This is a genomic window from Rhizobium sp. S163 (assembly GCF_030380805.1).
GTDB lineage: Bacteria > Pseudomonadota > Alphaproteobacteria > Rhizobiales > Rhizobiaceae > Rhizobium.
The window spans coordinates 88998-108133 of the sequence record NZ_JAUDSA010000005.1; the positions used below are offsets into that span (position 1 = coordinate 88998).

Consider the following 19136-nt stretch of genomic DNA (forward strand, 5'->3'; position numbering starts at 1 on the left):
GATCAATACTCGCCCGAGCCGAGGCCGGCCGGAGAGAAATGCTGCCAGGCTGCATTCAGCACCTCCGGCGGCGTTCCGCTTGCCTGGCAAAACGCCAGCGCTGTCGGCTCATGCTGCATCAGGAAGTCCATCATGCCGGAAAGGAAGCCTGGGTCATTGATCGCGTTCCTCACCTGCGCCGGTTCGACCCCCGTCAGCGCCAGGAAGCGACCAAACAGATCAGGTTCGTTTGCGAGCCAGGCGAGAACTGCGATGGCCGTCTCTTGCGGGTCGGCGGCGCGTTGCTTTGAAGTCTTGAAGTTGCTCTGCATTTCTTGCGGTAAATTACCTATTTTTCAACCAAATACCGATAGCGTGCCGCAATCGGTTTCATGGCGGCCGGTGCGCCAGCGGGTTCATCCTCGCCAGGCGAAACGGTTTTCATGACGGACTTAGGATCGCGTTCGATGCCCAAACAAGTGATGATTGTAGAGGATAACGAGCTCAACATGAAGCTCTTTCGCGACCTCATAGAGGCGTCCGGCTACAGAACCATCCAGACCCGCAACGGTATGGAGGCGCTGGATCTTGCCCGCAAGCATCGCCCCGATCTGATCCTCATGGACATCCAGCTGCCCGAAGTTTCCGGGCTCGAAGTCACCAAGTGGCTGAAAGAGGACGACGAGCTCCACGTCATTCCCGTCATCGCCGTCACCGCCTTCGCGATGAAGGGCGACGAGGAACGCATTCGCCAGGGCGGCTGCGAGGCTTATGTCTCCAAGCCGATCTCCGTTCCGAAGTTCATCGAGACGATCAAGACCTACCTGGGCGACGCCTGATAGATCGGAAAGAAGCTTATGACCGCGCGCATTCTCGTCGTTGATGATATCCCGGCAAACGTGAAGCTGCTCGAAGCGCGGCTGATCGCCGAGTATTTCGACGTGCTGACGGCGTCCGACGGCTATCAGGCACTGGCGATCTGCGAACGCAACCAGGTCGATCTCATCCTGCTTGATATCATGATGCCGGGCATGGATGGTTTCGAAGTCTGCGAGCGGCTGAAGTCCAACCCGAAGACATCGCATATTCCCGTCGTCATGGTGACCGCGCTTGACCAGCCGGCCGACCGCGTGCGCGGCCTGAAGGCCGGTGCCGACGACTTCCTGACCAAGCCGGTCAACGACCTGCAGCTGATCGCCCGCGTCAAGAGCCTGCTGCGCCTGAAGACACTGAGCGACGAATTACGCATCCGCGCCCAGACGGCGCACACGATGGGCATCGACGAATTGCTGCGCGCCGATCAGCGCGGCGAGGAGGGCGGCCAGATCATGTTGGTGGATGGCCGCGCCAATTCGCAAGAGCGGATCATCAAGGCGCTGAAGCCGATCGGCAACGTGTTTGCCATTTCTGATGCCCAGGCCGCTATCTTCGAAGCATCGGAAAATCCATTCGACCTCGTGATCGTCAATTCCAATATCGACGACTACGACCCGCTCAGGCTTTGCTCGCAGCTCCGCTCGCTGGAGCGCACCCGTTTTCTGCCGATCCTGATCATTACCGAGCAGGGCGATGACGAGATGGTGGTGCGCGCGCTCGATCTCGGCGTCAACGACTATATCGTTCGCCCCGTCGATCCGAACGAGCTGGTGGCCCGCAGCCTCACGCAGATCCGCCGCAAGAACTACAATGACCGCCTGCGCGCCAATGTGCAGCAGACGATCGAATTCGCGGTCACCGATCCGCTGACGGGCCTGAGCAATCGCCGCTATCTCGACAATCATATCAGCACGCTCTTCAACCGCTCGATGGCGCGCGGTCGCCCGCTGTCGGTGCTGATCGCCGATATCGATCGCTTCAAGCAGATCAACGACACGCACGGCCATGATGCCGGCGACGATATTCTGCGCGAGTTCGCCAACCGCGTCCGCTCCACGGTTCGCGGCGCCGATCTTGCCTGCCGCTATGGCGGCGAGGAATTCGTCGTCGTCATGCCGGACACCTCGCCGGAAATCGCGGCCTCGGTGGCCGAGCGCTTGCGCGGTGTCATCGAGAGCGTACCCTTCGTGGTGAAGGGCACGGGGCAGGAGCTGCAGGTGACGGCGTCCTTCGGCATCGCCTCGCGCACGCCGCAGGTCATCACGCCCGGTCATCTGCTGAAGCAGGCCGACGTTGCGCTTTATGAAGCGAAGAACGGCGGTCGCAACCGAGTCGTCGCCGCGGCCTGATGTTGGCATCGGCCGTTTAGCGCCCAAGACCCGCAGCGCATTGATCATCCACAGAAAGTTGAACGGGGCTCTGTCCGGCCCTGTGCGCGGATTAGCCGCAAGTAGTAGTGCCGGCTTTTGAGCCCGCCGCTGCGTGCGACAGCCGATCTGAGCCAGCAGAGACGTTGGCTGCCTCAGAAGAAAATGTGAGGTGTCGTCACTTTGCTTGGTTTGATCGGCGGATTTTGATGGTTTTCAAGCGGTTTCGCCGGTCTGTAAGCGCGAAGACTACTCGCTTATATTGTCCGTCTATTCTTGGTGCCGGATCTTATTCTAGCGCGAGGTGGCCGAAAATTATGCGAAACGGCGTCCCAAATCGGGACTTTTAACCATAAAATCAAGCTAATAAATCTCATCATTAAGAATTTGTTGATTTTCTTTCATTTTCGCGCGAATGATCAATACATAGAAATAAAGCACTCCCTATGCGGGGTGCGCTGATACCCCATGATGCTCAGGTCCGCCGCATCTCCTGGGTCGTGGGGTCGGTCGGTCGGCAAGCAACACTTGCGGTTCCTCGTGCCGCGTTGCCTGTTGGCCGACCCCCTTTCGCAAAACGCCGTCCTCTCCGTTGAAACGGGCAGGGCGGCGTTTTCATTTGCGCTCTTTGATCGAGTTGGACGCGGGCCGTGTCGCAGACAACAAAAAAGCGCGCAGCCTGGTGGCGCGCGCTTCTAAGCGGTCTACAGGATCAAGAAATTACTTGATCTTGGTTTCCTTGAACTCGACGTGCTTGCGAGCAATCGGGTCGTACTTGGTCTTCGTCATCTTGTCCGTCATCGTACGGCTGTTCTTCGTCGTGACGTAGAAAGAACCTGTGTCGGCTGTCGACAGCAGCTTGATCTTGATTGTTGTAGCCTTGGCCATGGTCGTCCTGCCTTTAATGAAATGAAAGCCGTTGGAATCCGTCTAGGCGCCTCGGCTAATTCTGGCGCGAAACTACGAATCTAGCTTGAAAAGTCAACCCCGCTTTCGAATGAAAAGCAGTCTGCCCGCCGAAAGCACTGCATAAACGCCGAAGAAGCCGGCAATAGCCCAGGCAAAGCCGTTGTTTCCGGCCACATCGATGGCCGCGCCGATGACTTGCGGACCGGCAACGGTACCCACAGCGTAACAGAAAACGAAGGCGGCGTTAGCGGCGGCAAGGTCGGATCCAGTGAGGCGAGAGCCGAGATGGCTCAAGCCGACCGTATAGAGCCCGGCCACACAGCCGCCCCAGAAGAGCAGGACGCCGGCCATCAGCAGCCAGCTGTGGGAGAGCACGGGCAGCATCAGAGAGCCGATCAGGCCCATGAAGGCCATGCCGGCCAAGAGCGGGCGCTTGTCCTTCATCTTGTCGGACAGCATCCCCACCGGGATCTGGAAGATCATGTTGCCGATCCCCATGACCGTCAGCAGCAGGGCGGCTTGAGTCTCGGTGAAGGCGGCGCGCACCGCGTAGATCGGAAACAGCGCCAGCCCGCCGGCTTCCACCGCGCCGAAGATGAAGACGGCGGCCGTGGCGCTCGGCACCAGGAAGACATAGCGCATGAAATGCAGCTCCGGCTTCTCTTCGAGCACCGGGCTTTCATGGCGTGCGACAAAGATCGGAATGGCCGCCATCAAAATGGCGCAGGCGCCGACAGCAAAGGGCAGGATGCCGTCGCTGCCGAGAACGGAGAAGAGCAGGGGACCCGCCGCGAAGCCGAGCGAGAGCACGGTCGCATAGATCCCGAGCACGAAGCCGCGTTTCGATGGTGGCGAGGCGGCGTTGATCCAGAACTCGGAGAGAATGAACAGCGTGGTCGTGGCGCCGTGAAAGGCGAAGCGCAGCGGGAACCACATCCAGAAGTCCTGCGCATAGTAGAAGCTGACGGCACTGATTGCCGAGACCACCACCGCCCAAAGCATCGTCTGCGCCACGCCATAGGCATGGGCGAGCTTCGTCGTGATCGGCGCGGCCACCATCGCCGCGACACCGGCCATCGCCGTATTGAGGCCGATCAGGGTCGAAGGGATGCCGCGCTTCTCGAGGATGATGCTAAGAAGCGGCAATCCCAGCCCGATTGCGATGCCGACCGCTGAGATCGACGAAACGGCGGCTACCAGAGACGGCCAATGGATTTCTTCGACATCGCCCGGTGTGCCGTTTCGCGGCTGAGACATATATCCACCCCTACAGAACTGCTGCGCACAAACGCGACCCGAAAGCCACATCTGCCCCCATGGTCATACCAGCCTCAGATGACGGGCCAGACCCAGATGACGTGTGTGCTTTACTAGATGAACAAGGTTGGCTGCAATGATCTGATTGCGGTGGACGAGATTCAGTCAAATAAGCCTACCATCGCGCGCGTTGAAATCGTGCCTCAAACAGAGTTCGCAGCACATCCGGCGCTGCTACACGCCAAATATGTCGTGACGGTGAAGGTTCAAGGAAAGTCTTCAGCCTTGGTGCCGGCGGCCGGGGATTTCGTACTGATCCTGCTCGTCGCTGTGCCCGCCGAAACCATGCATCTTCAGCGCCCATTGCAGCCCGATAACCCCGCCCTTGATCGGCTGGATGATCAACAGGGTGGCGAGCAGCGTCAGCGGCGTCCAGATGACGAAGGTGAGCCAGAGCGGCATCGGCCAGATCAGATCGGTCATCATGTAGCCGGCGATGATCACGTGGCCGACGATGACGATGGTGATATAGGGCGGCAGGTCGTCGGCGCGGTGGTGGTGCATGGCTTCGCCACAGGCGGCACAATTGTCCACCGGCTTCAGATAGGCGCGGAACAGCTTGCCGCTGCCACAAGCCGGGCAACGGCCGAGAAGGCCGCGCTTGATCGATTGACCGAGCGGACGCTTGGCTTCATCGACATCGCCGTATTGGGTCGCCTGGCCGTTTGAGGTGGTCGTCATGACTGCACTTCCTTCCCGGCGTCCCTACACGCCTATCGACGCCCTCTCGGGGGTCTTGTCCCGGCCTGCTTGCGCGCGCGGCTTGCGTCGCGTCGGCCGCCCTTGTGGAATGAACGCACGGCGGTGGGCATCTTGCGCCCCTCGCTCACCATCTCGAACCGAAGCGCGCCGGCCAGCGGAATTGCTTCCACCAGCTTGACGGTAACACTGTCTCCCAGGCGGTAGCCGAGGCCGGTCTTTTCACCTGAGAGTGCCTGATGCGCCTCATCATAGATGAAGTAGTCCATTCCCAGTGTAGATATAGGAATGAAGCCGTCCGCTCCATAGTCCGGCAGGGCGACAAATAGTCCCGATTTCGTCACACCTCCCACGCGTCCATCGAATTCCTCGCCGATGCGGCCGGCAAGGTGATGGGCGATGAGGCGGTCGACGGTCTCGCGCTCAGCGGCCATGGCACGGCGCTCGAAGGTAGAGATCTCGGCCGCGATATCGTCGAGAGCGGCTTCCTCATCCGGCGTGATCCCGCCTTCGCCGAAGCCGAGCGAGCCGACGAGCGCGCGATGCACGATCAAGTCGGCATAGCGGCGGATCGGCGAGGTGAAGTGCGCGTACTTCATCAGGTTCAGGCCGAAGTGCCCGATATTCTCGGGACTGTAGATCGCCTGGCTCTGCGAGCGCAGCACCATCTCGTTGACCATCGTCTGGTGCGGCGTGTCCTCGGCCTTGGCAAGAATGCCGTTGAAGTTGTTGGCGCGCATGTTGCCGCCCTTGGCAAGCGTAATGCCGAGCGTCGCCAGGAACTCGCGCAGGATTTCCTGCTTGGAGAGCGACGGGCCGTCATGCACGCGATAGATCAGCGGCTGCTTCTTCTTTTCCAGCGTCTCGGCGGCCGCGACGTTGGCCTGGATCATCATCTCTTCGATCAGCTTGTGCGCATCGAGACGCGGCGGCACGACGACGCGGTCGACGGTGCCGTCGGGCTTCAGCTGAATCTTGCGCTCGGGCATGTCGAGCTCAAGCGGCTGCCGGCGTTCCCGGCCGCGCTTCATCACCTCGTAGGCATGCCACAACGGCTTCAGGATCGGCTCCAGCATCGGCCCGGTCTTGTCATCCGGGTTGCCGTCGATCGCCGCCTGCGCCTGCTGGTAGGAGAGCTTGGCGGCGCTCTTCATCATCACCCGATGGAAGGTATGCCCCGCCTTGCGGCCATCCTTGGAAAACACCATCCGCACGGCAAGCGCCGGGCGATCCTGCGCTTCACGCAGCGAGCAGAGATCGTTGGAAATGCGCTCCGGCAGCATCGGCACGACGCGGTCGGGGAAATACACCGAGTTGCCGCGCTTCAGCGCCTCGCGGTCGAGCGGCGAGTTCGGGCGCACATAGTAGGAGACGTCGGCAATGGCGACGGTGACGATGACGCCGTCGGGATTGTCGGGCGAGGGGTCGTGCTCGGCATAGACGGCGTCGTCGTGGTCCTTGGCGTCGGCCGGATCGATGGTGATCAGCGGCACGTCGCGCCAGTCCTCGCGATGCGACATGGTCGCGGGCTTGGCGTCGTCAGCTTCGGCAACGACGGCAGGCGGGAAGATATAGGGAATGCCGTGCGCGTGGATGGCGATCATCGAGATCGCCTTTTCCGAAGCGACCGAGCCGACCACCGACAGCACCTTGGCGCGCGGCAGTCCGAAGCTGCGCAGGCGCGCGACTTCGACCTCAACCAGATCGCCGTCCTTGGCGTCGCCCCTGTCATCGGGGTCGATCAGCATTTCCTCGCCACGCCGCTCGATCGGCAACAGCCGACCGCCGCCGCCAGGCGCGTCCTTGAATACGCCGAGCAGCGCGCCGCGGCGCTTGTCGAGGATCTTGATGATGCGGGCCGTATAGGCCGGGCCGCCGCGATCGGTGGCGGCAAAAATCTTCGCGAGAATGCGGTCGCCCATGCCGGCGACCGGCGCCTTGCCCTTGCCGTTGCGGCCGGCAGGCGAGGAGGACTGCCGGATGGAGACGGCAGGCGCGACGCCCATCTCGTCCGACCATTCCGCCGGACGCCCGATCAGTCCGCCGTCCTTGTCGCGGGTGGTGATGTCGAGCACGGTGACCGGCGGCAAAGCTCCAGGGCGGATCAGCGACTTGCGCGTCTTCTGCAGCATGCCTTCCTGCTCGAGATCACGCAGCAGGTGCTTGAGCTCAACGCGGCTATCGCCCTTCAGTCCGAAGGCCTTGGCAAGCTCGCGTTTCGATGCCTTCTGCGGATGATCGGCTATGAAGCGCAGGATCACTTCGCGCGACGGAAGCGCGCCGTGCTGAATGTTGAGTGGCTCGACGGCGGGCGCCCTGCTGGAGCGTCCCGTCTTGTCGGGACGCTTGCCCATGCCCTTTGGTTCCCGCGGAATTCTGGTCACTCTTCGCTCTTTTTCTTCTTGGCGGGTGCCGCAGCTTTCTTGGCGGGCGCTTTGGCTTTTGCCTTCGGCTTGGCGGCTGCCTTTGCCGGCTTCGCGTCATCGCTCGCCGCAGCCTTGGCCTTCGCTTTCGGCTTCGCCTTGCTTTTGGCGGCCGGCGCCTTGCCGGCCTTGGCGGTGATCAGTGCCACGGCTTCCTCGACGGTCAGCGCCTGCGGATCCGTGCCCTTGGGCAGCGTCGCGTTGATTTTGCCCCAATTGACGTAGGGGCCGTATTTGCCGTCGCGAACGGTGATCGCGCCGCCGCCATCGGGATGCTCGCCGAGTTCCTTCAGGGCAGCCGCTGCCGTGCGCCCACGTCCGCCGGGACCCTTCGCGGCCTTCTCGGCGATCACGGTGACCGCGCGGTTGAGGCCGATGCTGAAGACGTCCTCTACGGTCTCGAGATTGGCGTAACCGCCATCATGCAGCAGGAACGGTCCATAGCGGCCGATGCCGGCCGAGATCATCTTGCCCGATTCCGGATGCTTGCCGATATCGCGCGGCAGCGAAATCAGCGCCATCGCCTTTTCATAATCGATATCTTCCGGCTTCCAGCTCTTCGGCAGCGAGGAGCGCTTGGCCTCCTTGCCGTCGCCACGCTGGACGTAAGGCCCGAAGCGGCCGGAGCGCAGCGTCAGTTCCTCGCCGGTCACGGGATCGGTGCCGAGCGCCTTCGGCTCGTTGAGTGCAGCACCCTCGGCTTCCGCGCCGCCTTCGGAAGAAAGCTGGCGCGTATAATTGCACTCAGGGTAATTCGAGCAGCCGACAAAGGCGCCGTACTTGCCGAGCTTCAGCGACAGGTTGCCCGTGCCGCAGACCTGGCAGATGCGGGGATCGCTGCCGTCCTCGCGCTTCGGAAACACCAGCGGGGCCAGGGATTCGTTCAGCGAATCGAGAACGTTGGTGACACGCAGTTCCTTCGTGTCTTCGATCTGCGCGAAGAAATCCTTCCAGAAGTCGCGCAGCACCTGCTTCCAGTTCAGCTCGCCTGCGGAAATCCGGTCGAGCTTCTCTTCGAGATCAGCGGTGAAGTCGTATTCGACATATTTGGTGAAGAAGCCTTCGAGAAAGGCCGTCACCAGCCGGCCCTTGGAGTGCGGGATCAGCTTGCGCTTGTCGATGATCACATACTCGCGGTCGCGAAGGGTCGCGAGCGTTGCTGCATAGGTGGAGGGGCGGCCGATGCCGAGCTCTTCCATCTTCTTGATCAGCGACGCTTCCGAGTAGCGCGGCGGCGGTTCGGTGAAGTGCTGGCTCGAATTGATCTTCTGCTTGGCGAGGTTTTCGCGCGCATTGATCTCCGGCAGGCGGCCATCCTCGTCGCCGTCGTCGCTCTGCTCGCCGTCTTCCTTCTGGTCCGTATAGGCGGCAATGAAGCCGTCGAAGCGGATGACGGAGCCGACGGCGCGCAGTCCGGCTTTCTCGCCGTTGTTGTCGGCGATGATCTCGGCGGTCGTGCGCTCGATCTCGGCCGACGCCATCTGGCTGGCGATACCGCGCTTCCAGATCAGGTCGTAGAGCTTGAGCTGGTCGGCGTCGAGATACTGGCGAACCTTGTCCGGCGAGCGGTTGAAGTCCGTCGGGCGGATGGCTTCATGCGCTTCCTGTGCGTTCTTCGCCTTGGTCGAATAGAGACGGGCCTTCTCCGGCAGGTAGCGCTGGCCGAACTGGTCGACGATGGCGCCACGCGCCGCATCGATCGCCTCGGGCGCCATCTGTACGCCGTCGGTACGCATATAGGTGATCAGACCGACCGTCTCGCCGCCGATGTCGAAGCCTTCATAGAGCTTCTGCGCCACCTGCATGGTGCGCGATGCCGAGAAGCCGAGCTTCGAGGAAGCGGCCTGCTGCAGCGTCGAGGTTGTGAAGGGTGGTCCCGGGTTGCGCTTGACGGGCTTGGCCTCGACGGTATCGACGACATAGGACGCGCCTTCGAGCAACGCCTTCAGCTTGCCGGCCTCGTCGCCGTTGCCGATCGAGCGTGCCTGCAACCGCTTGCCATTCGCCGCAACCAGCTTTGCCTCGAACTCGTCACCGCGCGGCGTCTTCAGTAGCGCCGAGATGTTCCAGTATTCCTCGGAGACGAAACGCTCGATCTCGGATTCGCGGTCGCAGACAAGGCGGAGCGCCACAGACTGAACACGCCCCGCCGAGCGGGCGCCAGGGAGCTTGCGCCAGAGCACCGGCGAAAGATTGAAGCCGACGAGATAATCGAGAGCGCGGCGCGCCAGATAGGCGTCGACCAGCGGCACGTCGATATCGCGCGGCTCGGCCATCGCGTCTAGCACGGCCTTCTTGGTGATCGCGTTGAACACCACGCGCTTGACGGTCTTGCCGCCGAGCACGCGCTTCTTGTTCAGCATATCGAGCACATGCCAGGAGATCGCTTCGCCTTCGCGATCAGGGTCGGTTGCGAGGAACAGGCCGTCGGAGGACTTCACCGCGTCGGCGATGTCCTTCATACGCTTGGCCGAGGCCCCATCGACCTCCCACAGCATTTCGAAATCCTGGTCGGGCAGCACGGAGCCGTCCTTGGCGGGGAGATCGCGGACGTGGCCAAAGGAGGCGAGCACCTTGTATCCGGGTCCCAGATACTTGTTGATCGTCTTGGCCTTCGAGGGCGATTCCACCACTACAACATTCATGATGATTCTCTAAAAATGGATGCCAGCCGGCCTATATCAGGGCAGAGGACCTGCCGTGTCACGGTCGCCGGTTCTCCGACATGGACAGGGAATTCGTTTCGGTCAAGTACTTTGAGTGCATTTTTACGCATTGCAACGCGTTGCAACCAAAAGACGATATGCCGCATATTGCAATTTCTGATTATTGCGATATCGTTTTTAGCGTGTGGTTCAGGCTGCGACGATCAACCCTTCCCAATTGGGGCGCGAGTGCTTTCATGACGGCTAAGTACGCAAAGAAGGATACCGGCCGATCCGGCTCCCGCGAGAACATTGCCTTCATCCGCCAGATGCTCGCCGAGTTGCGTCAGGTGGCGGAAAAGGAAAAGGCCGACATGCTCTGCTATCTGATCGAGATGGCATATGTCGAAGCCGGCGATCTCCAGGCTCGTATGTAAGTGGCCCGGATGTAATTCGCCCATATGTAAGTCGTCACACCTCCATTGCAATGGACACCATCCCGCCGGGGTGCCGGTGCAACCGCCCGGCGATATCGAGCTCCAAAAGGACGAGATAGACGGCCGAGGCGCTGAGCCCCGTATGCCGGATGATATCGTCGATCTCCACGGGTGTCGGCCCGAGCGCATCGACGATACGCGCCCTGTCGGTCTCGTCAGGCGGCAGCAGCGACGATCCGCCGCCGCGTTCCGGCTCCTCGGCAAGCGGCACAGTAAACAGGTCGAGCTGTGATAGCGGCGCAAGCGCGCTGATCACGTCATCGGCCGCGGTAACGATCATCGCGCCGTCCTTCAGCAGCCCGTTGGTGCCGTGGCATCGTGGATCGAGCGGCGAGCCGGGCACCGCGAAGACCAGCCTACCGAACTCGCCGGCGAGCCGTGCTGTGATCAGTGAGCCCGATCGCGTCGCCGCTTCCACCACCACCGTCCCAAGCGAGATGCCGGCGATCAGCCTGTTGCGTCTCGGAAAGTCACGCGCCCGCGGTTCCCAACCGAACGGCATTTCACTGACGGCAAGGCCGGTGCCGTTCCAGATCTCCTCGAGCAGTCCGGCATTTTCGGGAGGGTAGGGCTGGTCCAGCCCGCCGGCCATGGCGGCGATCGTGCCGGTGTCGAGGCTGGCGCGATGGGCGGCGGTGTCGATGCCGCGCGCAAGGCCGGAGATAACAGCATAGCCGACGCGCCCGCATTCTCTCGCGATCATCGCCGCGAACTTCGCGCCTGATATCGAAGCGTTGCGCGAGCCGACGATGCCGACGGCCGGCTGCGCGATCGCCGCGAGATTTCCTTTCACCGCGAGCAGTGGCGGCGCGCCGTCGATCTGCTTCAGCGCCTGCGGATATTCCGGTTCGCCGATGCCGACAAAGCGCGCCCCGAACCGCTGCGCCGCGTCGAGCTCCTTCAGCGCCTCGCTCTCGGTGGCGATCCGGATTGCGCGCGTTGCACCGCCGCGTGCCGAAAGGCCGGGCAGGGCGGCAAGCGCTGCTTCCGCGGAGCCGAAATGATTGATGAGATCGCGAAAGGTGGCCGGGCCGACATTGTCGGAGCGGATAAGACGCAACCAGGCAATCCTTTGCCTGTCCGTCAGCGCAATTCCTTTTGGCCTTGCGCTGCGTGCGTCCATCTATCCTATCCCTTTGCCCCGATCTTGCTTTCCGTGCCACTGATGAGACGGCTGATATTGGCCTTGTGCTTCCAGTAGGAGATCACGGTCATGATCGCCATGATCGCTGCAACCTTCTCTGCACCCAGTATCCACAATGCAACCGGAATGACAAGCATTGCAACCAGTGCGGAAAGAGAAGAATAACGGGTCAGGAAGGCAACCCCCAACCAGACCGCCGCGAAGCCAAGAACCATGAGCGGTGCGACGCCAAGCAGTGTGCCGATATAGGTGGCGACACCCTTGCCGCCCTTGAAGCCGATCCAGACCGGGAAGAGGTGACCGATGAAGGCGAAGAAGCCGGCGATGACGGCGGCTTCCGGGCCGAAGAAGTAGGAAACGATCCACGCCGCCGCCGATGCCTTCAGCGCGTCCAGCAGCAGCGTTGCCGCAGCCAGCTTCTTGTTGCCGGTCCGCAGAACGTTGGTCGCGCCGATATTGCCCGACCCAATGCTGCGCACGTCACCCAGCCCGGCTGCGCGCGTCAGGATAAGCCCGAACGGAATGGAGCCCAGCAGATAGCCGATGGCGGCGGCCGCCAGCGCGATTTGCCAGGTGATCTGCCACGTCATGAGATCAGCGCCCATGTTCCCCCACTTGTCTTCTTATAATGTATGCACGCACTGGCCGGCGACATAGGTCGCGACCGCACGTCCGCTGAAGCGCGCGTCTTCGAACGGCGTGTTCTTCGAGCGCGAGAGAAGCATGTCCTTGGCGACAATCCAAGGCTCTTCGAGATCGATCAGCACGATATCCGCCTTGGCGCCGGGCTTCAGCGTGCCGGCATCGAGACCGAAGATCTGCGCCGGCCGCGTCGACATGGCATCGATCAGGCGCATCAGCGTCACATGCCCGCTATGGTGCAGCCGAAGGGCCGCCGCCAGCATCGTCTCAAGCCCGACGGCACCGTCGGCGGCTTCGCCGAAGGGCAGGCGCTTGGTGTCGACGTCCTGCGGGTCGTGCGAGGAGACGATGATGTCGATCGCTCCGCGCGCCAGCGCATCCACCATCGCCACGCGATCGTCTTCCGAGCGCAGCGGCGGATAGAGCTTGAAGAAGGTGCGGTACTCGCCGATGTCGTTTTCGTTGAGCGCCAGATTGTTGATCGAGATGCCGCAGGTAACCGTCGCGCCACGGCTCTTCGCCAGCTCGATCGCCTCGACGGATTCGGGCACCGAGATCATCGCCGCGTGATACTTCCCGCGCGTCAACTTGGCGATGCGCAGGTCGCGCTCCAGCGGGATCAGTTCTGTCTCGCGCGGAATGCCGCTGAGGCCGAGCCAGCTTGCGAACAGGCCCTCGTTCATCACGCCGCCGGCGGCCAGATGCTGGTCGCGCGTCTCGCAGGAGATCACCGCGCCGAATTCCCGCGCATAGGTCATCACCCGGCGCAGCACCTGCGCGTCGTGGATGCTGGAGCGGCCGTCGGTGAAGGCCACCGCGCCGGCTTCCATCAGCATGCCGATCTCGCTCATCTCCTCGCCGGCGAGACCCTTGGTGATCGCCGCCGCCGGATAGACATTGACCAGCGCCTTGTCGCGCGCGGTCTTCTTCACGAATTCGACCAGTGCGATGTCGTCGATCACGGGATCGGTATCCGGCATCATGATGATCGAGGTCACGCCGCCCGCGGCAGCGGCCCGGCTGGCCGACTCGATCGTTTCGCGATGCTCGGCACCAGGTTCGCCAATATGGACGCGCGCATCCACGAGACCGGGTGCCGCGACAAGCCCGTTGCAGTCACGAACCGTCGCGCCTGCCGGCACGGCCTCGTTCAGCGCATCCTTGCCGGAAGCGACGATCACGCCGTCCTTGACGACGATCGCGCCGACCTCGTCCAGATTGCGAGAGGGGTCGATGATGCGAACGTTCTTGAAGACGATCGAGTTGCTCATGCGCCGGCTCCTTCGCTGCGGGGACCCTGGTTCTGCGAGATCAGCAGCGTTTCCATGACAGCCATGCGTACGGCGACACCCATTTCGACCTGTTCGGCGATCACGCTCTGCGGCCCGTCGGCGACCTCGGAAGCGATTTCAACCCCTCGGTTCATCGGTCCAGGGTGCATGACCAGCGCATCCTCCTTCGCCGCCTTCAGCGTTTCCGCGTCGAGACCATAGAAGTGGAAATATTCGCGCACCGACGGCACGAAGGCGCCGGACATGCGCTCGCGCTGCAGGCGGAGCATCATCACGACGTCGGCGTCCTTCAGGCCTTCCTTCATCGAATGGAAGACCTCGACGCCCATGTCGGCGATCCCAGCCGGAAGCAGCGTCGCCGGCGCGACGACGCGAACCCTGGCACCCATGGCGTTGAGAAGCAGGATGTTGGAGCGCGCCACGCGCGAGTGCAGAACGTCACCGCAGATGGCGACGATGATGCGCGACAGCTTGCCCTTGGCGCGGCGGATCGTCAGCGCGTCGAGCAGCGCCTGCGTCGGATGCTCGTGCTGGCCGTCGCCGGCATTGACCACCGAGCAGGAAACCTTCTGCGCGAGGAGGGCCGCGGCGCCGGCGCTCGAGTGCCTGATAACCAGCACGTCAGGGCGCATCGCGTTCAGCGTCATCGCCGTGTCGATCAGCGTTTCGCCCTTCTTCACCGAGGAATTGCCGACCGACATGTTCATTACATCGGCACCGAGGCGCTTGCCGGCGAGCTCGAAGGAGGCTTGCGTGCGGGTGGACGCTTCGAAAAACAGATTGATCTGCGTCAGTCCCCTGAGGGTCGACGTCTTCTTTTCTCGCTGTCGACTGATCTTGACGGCCTCGTCGGCCTTGTCGAGGAGAAAGGTGATATCCTGCTCTGTGAGCCCTTTGATACCGATGAGGTGGCGGTGGGGAAAGAAGACCATGAACCTGCCTCTATGCTGTCGTCAGCGGCTCTATAAAGAGTGCGTGCGGCGGCGGCAAGCATGCGCTGTGGGCAAACCGCGCTCTCCCCCTGCAATTTTGTCGCAATTGGGCTAAAGCAGGAGAAGGGTCCAACTTCCGGTTTCCCTTTGCCTGCCTCATGCACTAGAAGCGATTCATGACACCCGCCGAAGAAAAACTCGCCGAACTCAATCAGCCGAGCCTATGGTCCGGCATCAACGCCTACAGGTCCGATCCGCTGATCGTCGACCTCACTGGTGCGTTGCCGCGCGGCATTCGCGATGATCTCGACAATATGGGCCGCTACGTCACCTCGCCGGAAGCGCAGGAACTGGCGCGCATGGCAAACCAGGGCGTGCCGCAGCTGCGCACCCACGGCCCGCGCGGTGAACGGCTGGATGTCGTGGAGTTTCACCCGGCCTGGCACGCGCTGATGCGCCGGTCCATGTCCGTCGGTCTTCACTCGTCCGTCTGGGATCCGCAGGCCGATGCCGAGGCGAAGGACCAGGCGCACAAGATCCGAGCCGCTCGCTTCTATCTCTCCTCGCAGCTCGAGACCGGCCATCTCTGCCCGATCACCATGACGAGCGCATCCGTCGCCGCTCTCTCCGCGTCGCCCGCCGTCCAGAAGGACTGGGCGCCGAGGATCCTGTCGCGCAAATACGATTCGGCCAACAAGCCGGCCATGCAGAAATCCGCCGTGACCATCGGCATGGGCATGACCGAGAAGCAGGGCGGTACCGATGTCCGCTCGAACACGACGTCTGCCGAAAAGGTCAGCGAGGGCATCTACCGCCTGTCGGGCCACAAGTGGTTCATGTCGGCGCCGATGAGTGACGCCTTCATCATGTTGGCGCAGACCAAGGAGGGCATGGGCTGCTTCCTGGTGCCGCGCCTGCTTGAGGACGGGTCGGCCAATGGCCTGCAGTTCCAGCGCCTCAAGGACAAGGTGGGCAACCGCTCGAACGCATCCTCCGAGGTCGAGTTCAGCGATACGTTCGGCTTCCTGCTCGGCGGTCCGGATGCCGGCGTTCGCACCATTCTCGACATGGTCACGCTGACGCGCCTCGATTGCGCGCTGGCATCATCCGGCATCATGCGCGCCTCGCTGGCTGAAGCCGTGCACCATACGCGCGGCCGCAGCGTCTTCGGCAAGATGCTGGTCAGCCAGCCGATCATGACCCGCGTGCTTGCTGACATGGCGCTCGACGTCGCCGCAGCCACAGCGCTCTCCTTCCGTCTCGCCGATGCCTTCGACCGCGCGCGCGGCAGCGCCGAAGAGGCAGCCTACGCCCGCGTCATGACGCCGGTCGCCAAATACTGGTGCTGCAAGATCGCGCCCGCGCTGATCTACGAAGCGATGGAGTGCATCGGCGGCAGCGGCTACATCGAGGAACGCCCGATTGCCCGCCACTACCGCGAAGCGCCTGTCAATGCGATCTGGGAAGGCTCGGGCAACGTCATGGCGCTCGACGTCCTGCGTATCCTGAACCGCGGCAAGGATCTCTTCGAGACCGTCTTCGCAGGCCTTGCGAGGGATCTCGGCCCGGCGGGCAAAAAGACCATTGACGTGCTGCGCGCCGCCATGGCGCTTTGCGAGCGCGACGAGGGTGCCGCCCGCCTGCTCGTCGAGCAGCTGGCGCTCGCGGCGGGTGCCGCCGAACTCTATCGTCTGGGGGCAGGGCGCATCGCCGATGCCTTCATCGAAACCCGTCTCGCCGGCGGCTGGCGCTCCACCTATGGCATGCTCGATAGCCGCTTCGACGCCGGCTACATCGTCGACCTCCTCTATCCCCCGGCATCCTGATGACGACAACGCTGCGCCAAGCCCGGCTCGACGATCTCGATCAGATATACAACATTTCGCTGGTCACGGGTGACGCCGGCCAGGATGCAACGTCACTGCATGGTGACGGCAAGCTCATCGGCCACATCTATTCCGCGCCTTACGTGACGCTCAGCCCTGAAACGGCTTTCGTGGCCGAGGATGCCGAAGGCGTCGCCGGCTATATCGTCGGTGTCTACGATACGCTTGCCTTTCAGGCGCAGCTTGAGCGCGACTGGTGGCCGGCGCTGCGCAGCGCCTATCCGGAACCTCAGGGCGACCCCGAACTCTGGAATGCCGACGAGAAACGCATCGCCGCGATCCATCATCCCTCGTCGGCGCCATCGGCCATCATCGAGGCGTTTCCGGCTCATATCCATATGAACCTGCTGTCGCGTCTGCGCGGGCAGGGGATGGGAACGAAGCTGCTCGACATGTGGCTCTCGCAGGCGAGAGACGCGGGCGTGAAATCCGTCCATCTCGGCGCCAGCGCAACGAATGCCGCCGGCATCGGCTTCTGGGGCTCGCGCGGCTTCACGCGCCTCGGACCACCGCTCGTCGAACCGTCCGAGCGCACCGTCTGGTTCGGCCAGACGCTCTGATTGATGTCGCCGGTCGGCGACATTGCGCTGCCGGGCCTCGCATGGCCTGAAAACAATCCACAATCTTTCAAGGGGTTCGCCGTTGCCGGTTAGAGCCGGTGTTGTTACTCACCGATGAGTGACACATGAAATCCGAGTCCCTGATGCTGAATGACCCCATGCCTTTGACCCCCATCGCGAGCGCACCGCAGGCCGAACCGGAAAAGCGTGTGCGTGACCGTGGCGCGACTGAAAAGGCGATCCTCAACGCCGCCAAGGCGCTGCTTGCGGAAGAGGGGTTCCAGAACTTCGGCATCAACGCCGTGGCCCGCAAGGCCGGCTGCGACAAGCAGCTGATCTATCGCTACTACGGCGGCCTGAATGGCTTGGTCGACGCGATCGGCGCCGATCTTGGCACGTGGGTGAAGGACCGCATTCCCGAGGACACCGGCGGCATGTTCCTGCTGACCTACGGCGATCTGATGGAGCGCCTGTCGCTGCTCTTCCTCCAGGCCCTGCGGGACGACCCGCTGATGCGCCGCATCGTCGCCTGGGAGGTGTCCGAAAACACCGAGCAGGTCCGCCGCCTCTCCGAAGCGCGCTCGAAAGCACTGGCCACATGGCTGGAGCGCATGCGCGGCTCGCTGACGCCACCCAAGGGCGTCGACGCCGTCGCCGTCAACGCGATTCTGATCGCCGCCATCCAGCATATCGTCCTTTCGGCATCAGCCGGCGGGCAGTGCGCCGGTCTGGCGCTGAAGGCATCGAAGGATTGGGAGAAGGCGGAGGCAGCCCTGAAACGCATCGTTCGCGGCGTTTACGGCTGATTGGGCCCATACTTTCCCACAGCCTCCCGCTTCGCCGTTAACCTTAACAAATGGTTTACGTTGCACCTGAGTGTTTAAGAAGTCAGGTTACCAGACAGTTTCAAAGTTTGAGTTGTCTGGAACCATGCGAACCAAAATCGCGAGAATCATGTTCCTCGTTGCCGCGATGATGTTCTTTGCCGTGCTCGCGCTCGATATCGCGGTGCCGGCCGTGGTGCTGGGTTTGATGGCATTATCGACATGGCTGGTCTCGCTTGATCTGCCATTTGCAAAGCGACAAAGAGGGGCGACCGCATGAAGTGGTTCCTGATCTTCTGGGCCGGTCCGATCGTGTTTCTGGCAGGCTGGTACTGGCTTTCCTACTACGACATGAGCTTCGGCATCTTCATGCTCACGCGCCAGGCCCATGACCTGACCTTCCAGGTCTACGCCAATATCCTCGGCATCCCCGCCGAAACCATTCCGCCGCTGGTCGCCCGCGCTGTCGTTGTCGACAGCCTCGTGGTGTTCGCCATCATGGCCTTCCGCAGACGCAAGAAGATCGCCGCCTGGTGGCGGGGACGTCAGGCGTCCGGTTCTTCGAGCGCCGCCCTTCCAAGCAAGGACAGCCTGTCGAGAGCGCCCTGAAGAATGAAGCTGGCGGCCGCCGAATCGATGCGTTCGGCCCGCTTGGCGCGTGACACGTCCATCTCCAGCAGCGCCCGCTCGGCGGCAACCGTCGATAGCCGCTCATCCCAGTAGACGAAGGGCAGGACCGTCTTCTGCTCCATGTTGCGCACGAATGCGCGCGTGGCCTGGACGCGCGGGCCGGCCGACCCGTCCATGTTCATGGGCAGGCCGATGACGAAGGCCGCGACCTTTTCCCTCTCGGCGAAGCCCAAAAGCACCTCGGCATCGATGGTGAACTTCTCGCGCTTGATGACCGGGCGCGGCGTCGAGAATCGCCGGCCGAGATCCGACATCGAAAGCCCAATCGTCTTGGTGCCGAGGTCGAGACCGGCGATTGCCTGTCCCGGCTGAAGTGCGGCCGCCAGTTCCTCGATCGTCAGCACCGTCATCGTCGTTTCATCCCGTCAAAAGAAATTGAAGCCTCGACCGCTTTTCTTTGCGGCGGTATCGGTTATCTCCATACCCATCGAAACAGGTTTTTGCATCACTTAAT

General features: G+C 62.4%; 19 protein-coding genes. 8 read left to right on the forward strand and 11 right to left on the reverse strand.

From position 1 onward, the window contains the following. Positions 1 to 2: 2 nt before the first annotated feature. Complete coding sequence (locus QTL96_RS07275) at positions 3 to 311, reverse strand: DUF3572 domain-containing protein (RefSeq protein ID WP_111561303.1); 309 nt, start codon at positions 309 to 311, stop codon at positions 3 to 5. A 135-nt stretch (positions 312 to 446) separates the two neighbouring features. Between QTL96_RS07275 and QTL96_RS07280 the strand changes: the two genes are divergently transcribed. Together QTL96_RS07280 and QTL96_RS07285 are read left to right on the forward strand one after the other, a co-directional pair. Next, the gene (locus QTL96_RS07280; protein ID WP_018900184.1) at positions 447 to 818 is read left to right on the forward strand and encodes a response regulator; all 372 of its coding nucleotides are present in this window, start codon (positions 447 to 449) and stop codon (positions 816 to 818) included. An 18-nt stretch (positions 819 to 836) separates the two neighbouring features. After that, positions 837 to 2204 (forward strand): PleD family two-component system response regulator, encoded by a 1368-nt coding sequence (locus QTL96_RS07285; protein WP_289727236.1) that lies wholly within the window; start codon positions 837 to 839, stop codon positions 2202 to 2204. A 738-nt stretch (positions 2205 to 2942) separates the two neighbouring features. On the opposite strand, the gene rpmG is transcribed toward QTL96_RS07285, so the two are convergent. The 5 genes from rpmG to topA form a co-directional block, all read right to left on the reverse strand. After that, positions 2943 to 3110, reverse strand: a complete 168-nt coding sequence (gene rpmG / locus QTL96_RS07290; protein WP_018900182.1) for a 50S ribosomal protein L33 — start codon at positions 3108 to 3110, stop codon at positions 2943 to 2945. Positions 3111 to 3203: 93 nt separating this feature from the next. Then, positions 3204 to 4388, reverse strand: coding sequence for an MFS transporter (locus QTL96_RS07295; protein WP_047510008.1), 1185 nt, complete (start codon positions 4386 to 4388; stop codon positions 3204 to 3206). Between the two features lie 279 nt (positions 4389 to 4667). Further along, on the reverse strand, positions 4668 to 5129 hold the full coding sequence (locus tag QTL96_RS07300) for a DUF983 domain-containing protein (RefSeq protein ID WP_289727237.1): 462 nt from the start codon (positions 5127 to 5129) through the stop codon (positions 4668 to 4670). A gap of 32 nt (positions 5130 to 5161) precedes the next feature. Next, positions 5162 to 7531 carry a ribonuclease R gene (gene rnr / locus QTL96_RS07305; RefSeq protein ID WP_289727238.1) on the reverse strand — a complete coding sequence of 790 codons (2370 nt, stop codon included), beginning with the start codon at positions 7529 to 7531 and terminating at the stop codon, positions 5162 to 5164. After that, positions 7528 to 10215 (reverse strand): type I DNA topoisomerase, encoded by a 2688-nt coding sequence (gene topA, locus QTL96_RS07310; protein ID WP_289727239.1) that lies wholly within the window; start codon positions 10213 to 10215, stop codon positions 7528 to 7530. Before topA ends, rnr begins: the two co-directional genes overlap by 4 nt. Positions 10216 to 10472: 257 nt before the next feature. On the opposite strand from topA, the gene QTL96_RS07315 reads away from it, so the two are divergent. Continuing rightward, positions 10473 to 10652, forward strand: a complete 180-nt coding sequence (locus QTL96_RS07315; RefSeq protein ID WP_018900176.1) for a hypothetical protein — start codon at positions 10473 to 10475, stop codon at positions 10650 to 10652. Between the two features lie 34 nt (positions 10653 to 10686). Here QTL96_RS07315 and dprA read toward each other — a convergent pair whose 3' ends face one another. From dprA to QTL96_RS07335, 4 genes are read right to left on the reverse strand one after another with little or no spacing between them, the layout of a single operon-like run. Further along, positions 10687 to 11835 carry a DNA-processing protein DprA gene (dprA, locus tag QTL96_RS07320; RefSeq protein WP_289727240.1) on the reverse strand — a complete coding sequence of 383 codons (1149 nt, stop codon included), beginning with the start codon at positions 11833 to 11835 and terminating at the stop codon, positions 10687 to 10689. 5 nt (positions 11836 to 11840) lie between these two features. Further along, positions 11841 to 12461 (reverse strand): glycerol-3-phosphate 1-O-acyltransferase PlsY, encoded by a 621-nt coding sequence (gene plsY / locus QTL96_RS07325; protein WP_113010761.1) that lies wholly within the window; start codon positions 12459 to 12461, stop codon positions 11841 to 11843. A gap of 18 nt (positions 12462 to 12479) precedes the next feature. Next, entirely contained in the window at positions 12480 to 13769 is a 1290-nt protein-coding gene (locus tag QTL96_RS07330; protein ID WP_113237086.1) for a dihydroorotase, read from the reverse strand. Beyond that, positions 13766 to 14722 carry an aspartate carbamoyltransferase catalytic subunit gene (locus tag QTL96_RS07335; protein WP_018900172.1) on the reverse strand — a complete coding sequence of 319 codons (957 nt, stop codon included), beginning with the start codon at positions 14720 to 14722 and terminating at the stop codon, positions 13766 to 13768. Before QTL96_RS07335 ends, QTL96_RS07330 begins: the two co-directional genes overlap by 4 nt. Before the next feature lie 176 nt (positions 14723 to 14898). On the opposite strand from QTL96_RS07335, the gene QTL96_RS07340 reads away from it, so the two are divergent. The 5 genes from QTL96_RS07340 to QTL96_RS07360 all read left to right on the forward strand — a co-directional run bounded on the left by QTL96_RS07340 (position 14899) and on the right by QTL96_RS07360 (position 18601). Further along, the gene (locus QTL96_RS07340) at positions 14899 to 16548 is read left to right on the forward strand and encodes an acyl-CoA dehydrogenase family protein (RefSeq protein ID WP_289727241.1); all 1650 of its coding nucleotides are present in this window, start codon (positions 14899 to 14901) and stop codon (positions 16546 to 16548) included. Continuing rightward, on the forward strand, positions 16548 to 17168 hold the full coding sequence (locus QTL96_RS07345) for a GNAT family N-acetyltransferase (protein WP_289727242.1): 621 nt from the start codon (positions 16548 to 16550) through the stop codon (positions 17166 to 17168). Before QTL96_RS07340 ends, QTL96_RS07345 begins: the two co-directional genes overlap by 1 nt. A gap of 143 nt (positions 17169 to 17311) precedes the next feature. Next, entirely contained in the window at positions 17312 to 17974 is a 663-nt protein-coding gene (locus tag QTL96_RS07350) for a TetR/AcrR family transcriptional regulator (protein WP_047510546.1), read from the forward strand. A gap of 70 nt (positions 17975 to 18044) precedes the next feature. Next, positions 18045 to 18272 (forward strand): hypothetical protein, encoded by a 228-nt coding sequence (locus QTL96_RS07355; RefSeq protein ID WP_289727294.1) that lies wholly within the window; start codon positions 18045 to 18047, stop codon positions 18270 to 18272. Further along, on the forward strand, positions 18269 to 18601 hold the full coding sequence (locus tag QTL96_RS07360) for a DUF6105 family protein (RefSeq protein WP_018900167.1): 333 nt from the start codon (positions 18269 to 18271) through the stop codon (positions 18599 to 18601). Before QTL96_RS07355 ends, QTL96_RS07360 begins: the two co-directional genes overlap by 4 nt. On the opposite strand, the gene ruvX is transcribed toward QTL96_RS07360, so the two are convergent. Next, complete coding sequence (gene ruvX / locus QTL96_RS07365) at positions 18538 to 19032, reverse strand: Holliday junction resolvase RuvX (protein WP_289727243.1); 495 nt, start codon at positions 19030 to 19032, stop codon at positions 18538 to 18540. The genes QTL96_RS07360 and ruvX overlap by 64 nt on opposite strands. Positions 19033 to 19136 lie beyond the last annotated feature (104 nt).